Origin of the sequence: Streptomyces purpurogeneiscleroticus, from assembly GCF_020024005.1 — a bacterium.
Classification (GTDB): domain Bacteria; phylum Actinomycetota; class Actinomycetes; order Streptomycetales; family Streptomycetaceae; genus Streptomyces; species Streptomyces purpurogeneiscleroticus.
On record NZ_NHSG01000261.1, the window covers coordinates 1 to 6,730 of the forward strand.

7 protein-coding genes are annotated in these 6,730 nt (G+C 73.0%); 3 read left to right on the forward strand and 4 right to left on the reverse strand.

The genetic code is table 11. The features are described 5' to 3' along the window. Positions 1-722, forward strand: a 722-nt coding sequence (locus tag CCS38_RS16950; RefSeq protein ID WP_308050805.1) for an SbcC/MukB-like Walker B domain-containing protein, incomplete at its 5' end; no start/stop codon positions are given. 7 nt (positions 723-729) lie between these two features. Here CCS38_RS16950 and CCS38_RS16955 read toward each other — a convergent pair. Next, on the reverse strand, positions 730-1,185 hold the full coding sequence (locus CCS38_RS16955; RefSeq protein WP_223734112.1) for an Lrp/AsnC family transcriptional regulator: 456 nt from the start codon (positions 1,183-1,185) through the stop codon (positions 730-732). 93 nt (positions 1,186-1,278) lie between these two features. On the opposite strand from CCS38_RS16955, the gene CCS38_RS16960 reads away from it, so the two are divergent. Together CCS38_RS16960 and CCS38_RS16965 are read left to right on the forward strand one after the other, a co-directional pair. Further along, the gene (locus CCS38_RS16960) at positions 1,279-1,806 is read left to right on the forward strand and encodes a rhodanese-like domain-containing protein (protein WP_223734113.1); all 528 of its coding nucleotides are present in this window, start codon (positions 1,279-1,281) and stop codon (positions 1,804-1,806) included. A 96-nt stretch (positions 1,807-1,902) separates the two neighbouring features. Then, a complete protein-coding gene (locus CCS38_RS16965) occupies positions 1,903-2,763 on the forward strand; it encodes an SDR family oxidoreductase (protein WP_372457097.1) in 861 nt (286 codons plus the stop codon). On the opposite strand, the gene CCS38_RS16970 is transcribed toward CCS38_RS16965, so the two are convergent. The 3 genes from CCS38_RS16970 to CCS38_RS16980 form a co-directional block, all read right to left on the reverse strand. Further along, complete coding sequence (locus CCS38_RS16970) at positions 2,735-3,370, reverse strand: GNAT family N-acetyltransferase (protein ID WP_223734115.1); 636 nt, start codon at positions 3,368-3,370, stop codon at positions 2,735-2,737. The two genes, CCS38_RS16965 and CCS38_RS16970, sit on opposite strands and share 29 nt — an antisense overlap. A gap of 67 nt (positions 3,371-3,437) precedes the next feature. Next, positions 3,438-5,150 carry a DUF885 domain-containing protein gene (locus tag CCS38_RS16975; protein ID WP_223734116.1) on the reverse strand — a complete coding sequence of 571 codons (1,713 nt, stop codon included), beginning with the start codon at positions 5,148-5,150 and terminating at the stop codon, positions 3,438-3,440. Between the two features lie 66 nt (positions 5,151-5,216). Then, on the reverse strand, positions 5,217-6,644 hold the full coding sequence (locus tag CCS38_RS16980; RefSeq protein ID WP_223734117.1) for an amino acid permease: 1,428 nt from the start codon (positions 6,642-6,644) through the stop codon (positions 5,217-5,219). Positions 6,645-6,730: the final 86 nt, after the last annotated feature.

Sequence of the window (6,730 nt, forward strand, 5' to 3'; positions counted from 1 at the left end):
ACACCGACCGGGCCCGCGGCGTCGGAGACGGCGCGGCCCGCCGGCTCCGCGAGGCCGCCACCGCCCACGCCACCGCCCGCGAACGCTGCGCCGAACTGGACCGGCTCTCCGCGCGCGCCGAGCACGACGCCCGTGAACTGGCCCCGTTGCGGGCCGAGTTCGACCGCGTCGCCCGCCTCGCGTCCCTCACCGCGGGCACCTCGGCGGACAACGAACGCAAGATGCGCCTGGAGTCGTACGTACTGGCCGCGCGTCTCGAACAGGTGGCGGCCGCCGCCAGCGCCCGCCTCACCCGCATGTCGGCGGGCCGCTACACGCTCGTGCACTCCGACGAACGGGCCGGCGGCGCCCGCCGCTCCGGCCTCGGCCTCCATGTCATCGACGCCTGGACGGGCCAGGAACGCGACACGGCAGGGCTTTCCGGCGGCGAGACCTTCTTCGCCTCGCTCTCCCTCGCGCTCGGCCTCGCCGATGTCGTCACCGACGAGGCCGGCGGCACCCGCCTGGACACCCTCTTCATCGACGAGGGCTTCGGCAGCCTGGACGAGCAGACCCTCGACGAGGTCCTGGACGTACTGGACTCGCTCCGCGAACGGGACCGCAGCGTCGGCATCGTCAGCCACGTCGCCGACCTGCGCCAGCGCATCCCGGCCCAGCTGGAGGTCGTCAAGAGCCGCGCGGGCTCGTCCGTACGCCTCCGCACTCCCGAGAGCGCCGGCTGACAGTGCGTCAGGGGCTGACGGGGCGGCCGGCGAGCGGGGAGGAGTACACGACATTGGTCGTGACGGCCCCCAGGGCGCCGATCCGCCCCGCCACCTCCTCCAAGTGCCGCATCGAACGCGCCGCGACCTTGATGATGAAGCAGTCGTCACCCGTGACGTGATGCGCCTCGAGAATCTCCGACGTCGTCTCCAGCAGATCGTGGAACGGCTTGTAGTTACCGCTCGGATACCGCAGCCGCACGAAGGCCAGCACCGGCAGCCCGACCCGCTCGGGGTCCACCACGGCCGCGTACCCGCGGATCACCCCGGCCTCCTCCAGCCGCCGCACCCGTTCGGTGACGGCGCTGGCCGACATGTTCACCGCCCGCGCCAGCACGGCGTAGCCCGCACGCCCGTCCTGTTGCAGGGCGTCGAGTATGCGCCAGTCGGTGGCGTCGGGGGAGTACCGGGAAGAACTCGTCATGACCGCTGTCTAGCAGTGGAATCCCCGGCGGATCAAGGGTTTTCCCGGGGAAAGTCGGTTCCGTCCCGGACCGGCGGCTCATAGATTTCGATCATGACAACACCGCAGAACACCGCATCCCGCACTCGCACCGGCAACTCCCCCATGGCCGTACCCCCGGCCGCCCCCGTCGAGGCCGCGGCCTACTTCGCGGCCCGCCTGGCCTTCCACACGGACGTCGCCGACGTGCATGCCGCCCTGGCCGGCGGCGGCGACCCCGGCTTCGTGCTCATCGACTCCCGCAGCCGGGAATCCTGGGACCAGGGCCACATCCCCGGTGCCGTGCACCTCCCCACCGCCCGCATCCCGGAGCGCGCCGCCGGCCTCCTCGACCCCGCGGTCCCCGTCGTCGTCCACTGCTGGGGCCCCGGCTGCGATGGCGCCACCCGCGCCGCGCTTGCCCTCGCCCGCCTCGGCTACCGGGTCAAGGAAATGCTCGGCGGCATCGAGTACTGGATCCGTGAGGGCTACGCGGTGGAGACCGCGGACGGCACGGAACGCCGCCCGGCGGACCCGCTCACGGCGCCGCTCCCGGCGCCGGCCGATGCGGCCGCGGCCGCGCCGGTCTCCTGCGGCTGCTGAATCCCGCGGGCCTCCGCGGCCCCGGCGCCGCCGCTCACAGTGCCGAAAACGGGATGACATCGGAGGCCGTGGCGGCCAGGCTGTCCGGTCATGACCATGAACCACGGCACAAACGACGGAGCGCCCGAACCCTCCCCGTCCGCCGCCGAGCTGCGCCGCGCACCGTACCCACTGCGCGGCCGCACCGCGCTGGTCACCGGCGCGAGCCGGCGCGGCGGCATCGGCTACGCCGTCGCCCGCCGGCTGGCCGCGTACGGCGCGAGCGTGTATCTGCACCACCACGTCCCGCACGACGCGCGGCAGCCGTGGGGTGCCGACCCGGGCGGGCCCGAAGCGGTCGCGGCGGGCGTACGGGAAGTGGCCGTGCCCGGTGCGGTGGTGACACACGGGCCGGCCGACCTCGCCGACCCCGAAGCCCCGGCCCGTCTCTTCGGCGCGGCCGCCGACGCGCTCGGCGGCCGCGTGGACATCCTCGTCGCCAACCACGCGCTCAGCGGCGGCGACGGCACGCTCGACTCCATCGACGCGGCCATGCTGGACGCGCACTGGGCGATCGACACCCGGTCGGTGATCCTGCTGGCGCAGGCGTACGCCCGGCACCGCGCCCCCGAGCAGCCCGGCGGCCGCATCGTGATGATGACGTCCGGCCAGGACCAGGGCGGCGGCATGCCGGGCGAGGTCGCCTACGGCCTGGCCAAGGGCGCGCTGGCCTCGGCCACCCGCACGCTCGCCACCACCCTCGCACCCCTCGGCGTCACCGTGAACACCGTCAACCCCGGCCCGGTCGACACCGGTTACGCCGTCGGCGAGCTCCGCGAGTGGGTCGCCCGGCGCTTCCCCGGCGGCGCGTGGGGCGCGCCCGACGATCCGGCGCGGCTCATCGCCTGGCTCGCCACGGACGAGGCGGCCTGGATCACGGGCGAGGTGATCAACTCCGAGGGCGGGTTCCAGCATTGAGGGTCCGGTCCTCCGGGGCCGCCTCGGGCATGCCCGCGCCGGCCGCTCCCTCCGCACCGCTCCCGCTCCCCGCGTACTCGAACACGTACATTCCCGACTCCTCGCCCGCGCGCACGAAGCCGGACCGTTCCAGCACGCGCTGCGAGGGCAGGTTCGCCGGCTCCGTGGCGGCCCGCAGTGTGCGTACCTCGGGGCGGGCCGCCGCCCACGAGGCGAGCAGCCGTACCGCGTCCGTCGCCCAGCCGGCGCCGCGCGCCGAGGGGGACAGGTCGTAACCCAGCTCGACCGTGCCGGACTCGTCGGGCGGGCCGTGGAAGCCGATGCCGCCCAGGGCCACGCCGTCCTCGGTGCGGGTGAGCGCGTACGTGCCCCAGCCCGGCCGGTACAGCCCCGCCGCGGCGAGCTGCACCATGATCCCGGCGCCCTCCACCGTGCCCTCGGGAGGCTCGCCGTCCACCCAGACCAGCCCGGCCGTACCGCCTTCCGCGAGCCGGGCGCACTCGGCCGGCGACAGCGCCCGCAGCGTCACGCGCCCCGCGGTGAGCGCGAGCGGGCCGTCCGGTCGGCGCGGGTCGCCGGGGCCGGGGGAGGAGAAGAGGTCGGTCATGGGGAGGGACCTTACGGACCTCCCCCCCGTCCGCCACGGATTTCCCGGCGACCCGGCGACCCGGCGTCTACAGTGCCGACAGTTCGCTCTCCAGGTCGTCCAGGCCCAGCGAGCCCTGGGAGAGCGCCGCCATGTGCCACTTCTTCGGGTCGAAGGCGGCGCCGTGCCGGCGGCGGGCCGCCTCGCGGCCGTTCAGCCAGGCGCGTTCGCCCAGCTTGTAGCCGATCGCCTGGCCCGGCATGCCCTGGTACCGGATGATCTCGCTCTCCACGAAGTCGGACGGACGGCTGCAGTGCGCGTCCATGAACTCCTGCGCCAGCTCCGGCGTCCAGCGCTCGCCCGGCCGGAACGGCGAGTCCGCCGGGATCTCCAGCTCCAGGTGCATGCCGATGTCGATGACCACGCGGATCGCGCGCATCATCTGGGCGTCCAGGTAGCCCAGGCGCCGCTCGGCGTTGCTGAGGAAGCCCAGCTCGTCCATCAGCCGCTCGGCGTACAGCGCCCAGCCCTCGGCGTTGGCGCTGACCATGCCGACCGTGGTCTGGTAGCGGGAGAGCTCGTCGGCGACGTGTGCCCACTGCGCGAGCTGGAGGTGGTGGCCGGGCACGCCCTCGTGGTACCAGGTCGAGACCAGGTCGTACACGTGGAAGCGGGTCTCGCCCATGGTCGGCAGCCACGTGCGGCCCGGACGGGTGAAGTCCAGCGAGGGGCTGGTGTAGTACGGCGCGGCCGCGGTGCCCGCGGGCGCGATCCGCGACTCCACGCGCTTGACCCGCTCGGCCAGTTCGAAGTGCGTGCCGTCCAGCTTCTCGATGGCCTCGTCCATCAGCGACTGGAGCCACTCGCGGGTCTCCTCGACGCCCTCCACCACCTCGCCGTGCTCGTCCAGCCAGGCCAGCGCCTCCCACGGAGTCTTGGCGCCCGGGAGGACCTTCGCGGCCTCCTTCTCCATCTCGGCGAGCAGCCGGTGGAATTCGGACCAGCCGTACGCGTACGCCTCTTCCAGATCCAGGTCACTGCCGTTGTAGTAGCGGGCGAGGCGGGCGTACCGCTCGCGGCCCACCACGTCGGGCGCGCCCTCGATGGCCGGCGCGTAGGCGTCGCGCAGCCAGTCGCGCAGCTCGGTCAGCGCGCCGGTGGCGAAGCCGGCCGCGGCGTCCAGGTCGGCGCGCAGGCTCTCGGGCCCGGTCGCGGCGAAGTCGGCGAACCAGCTGCGGTCCGTGCCGATCCACTCGCCCAGCTGCCCGAGCACCGTCCGCACCTGCCGCGGCCCGGCCGGCAGCCCCTGCTTCAGGCCCTCGGCGAGCGAGGCGCGGTACCCCTCCAGCGCGGCGGGCACCGCGCGCAGCCGCTGCGCGACGGCCGCCCAGTCCTCGTCCGTCGCGGTCGGCGTGAGGGTGAAGATGTCGCGTACGGAGTGCAGCGGCGAGCTGAGGTTGCTGACGGCGCGCAGGCCCTCGCCCGCCTCGTGGACGGCGAGTTCGGCGGTCAGCCGCTCGCGCAGCAGCCGGGCGCAGCGCCGCTCGTTGTCACTGTCGCCGCCCGGCCGAGCCTCGGCGGCGGCGAGCCGGTCGAGCGTCGTGCGGGCCAGCTGGGCCAGCGCCTCCTGCCCCGTGGGCGAGAAGTCGGGCAGCTTGCCGGAGCTCTCCGGTACGCCGAGGAACGTGCCGGTGATGGGGTCGAGGGCGATCAGGTCGTCGACGTAGGCGTCGGCGACCTGGCGGGGCAGCGGCTCGGCGGCGGAGCCGGCCTGCCCGGTGGAAGCGTTGGGTTCGGACATGGGCCCATCCTGGTATGGATGGGCCCACCGCGTCACCAGCAATTCTGGCGACGTCCCTGTCCGGGGCTACGCCGTCCGCGAACCGCGGATCCGGTCCCGTACCAGCGCGACCGCCACCACGAGCACGGCGGCCAGCAGCGACAGCGTGACCTGCTGCCGCCCGGCGGGGTCGGTCAGCATGTAGACCAGCACGAACGAGATCATGCCGATCGTCGCCCAGGTGAGATACGGGAACAGCCACATCTTCACGACCAGCTTCGACGGGTCGTCCCGCAGGATCATGCCGCGCATCCGCAGCTGCGCGAAACAGATGACCAGCCACACGAACAGTGCGACGGCGCCGGAGGAGTTCAGCAGGAAGGCGAAGACGGTGTCCGGCCACTTGTAGTTGAAGAACACCGCGACGAAGCCGAAGAGGACGGAGGAGAGGATCGCGGCGCGCGGCACGCCGCGGGCGCTGGTCCGCGCGAACGCCTTGGGCGCGTCGCCGCGCTGGCCGAGCGAGAAGGCCATTCGGGAGGCGGTGTAGAGCCCGGAGTTGAGACAGGAGAGCACCGCCGTCAGCACGATGACGTTCATGACCTCACCGGCGTGCGGGATGCCGATCGTGTTCAGGGCCGCGACATAGCTGCCGTCCTTGGTGATCGACTTGTCGTTCCACGGCAGCAGGCTCACCACGACGAAGATCGAGCCGAGGTAGAAGACCGCGATGCGCCAGATGACGCTGTTGGTCGCCTTGGTGACGGCGCGCTGCGGGTTCTCCGACTCGCCGGCGGCGAGTGTGACGATCTCGCTGCCCATGAAGGAGAAGACCACCATGAGCACGCCGGTGAGGATCGACCCCGGACCGTTCGGCATGAACCCGCCGTGTTCGGTGAGGTTCGCGATCCCCGCGGTCTCGCTGTGCGCGCCGGGCAGCACGCCGAAGACGGCCAGCAGGCCGATCGCGACGAAGGCGGCGATCGCGACGACCTTGATCCCGGCGAACCAGAACTCGAATTCACCGTACGAGGCGACCGACGCGAGGTTCGTCGCGGTGAGCACCACCATGACGATCAGCGCCCAGCCCCACTGCGGCACGGCCGGTATCCAGCCCTCCAGGATCTTCGCGCCCGCCGTCGCCTCGACGGCCAGCACCACGACCCAGAAGAACCAGTACAGCCAGCCGATCGAGAAGCCGGCCCAGCGGCCGAGCGACCGGTCCGCGTACGCGGAGAACGACCCGGAGCTGGGATAGGCCGCGGCCATCTCGCCCAGCATCCGCATCACGCACACGACCAGGGCGCCGACCAGGGCGTACGACAGGAGGATGGCGGGCCCGGCGGCGGCGATGCCGGAGGCGGAGCCGACGAACAGGCCGGCGCCGATCACCCCGCCGATCGCGATCATGGACAAATGGCGGTTCTTGAGACCGGCCTGCAGGCCGTCCGACGGGCCGTCGCCGGGGGCGGACGGTGGGGGTGGCGCCACGTCGGTCGTCGGTTGCGTGCTCATACGGTCCTCGGCATTTCGGTGGGATTCCATCCCTGCGGGGCAGGGCGCGGCATGCCGCGGGGCGCGGCGGGCCGCGATGAGGTGCG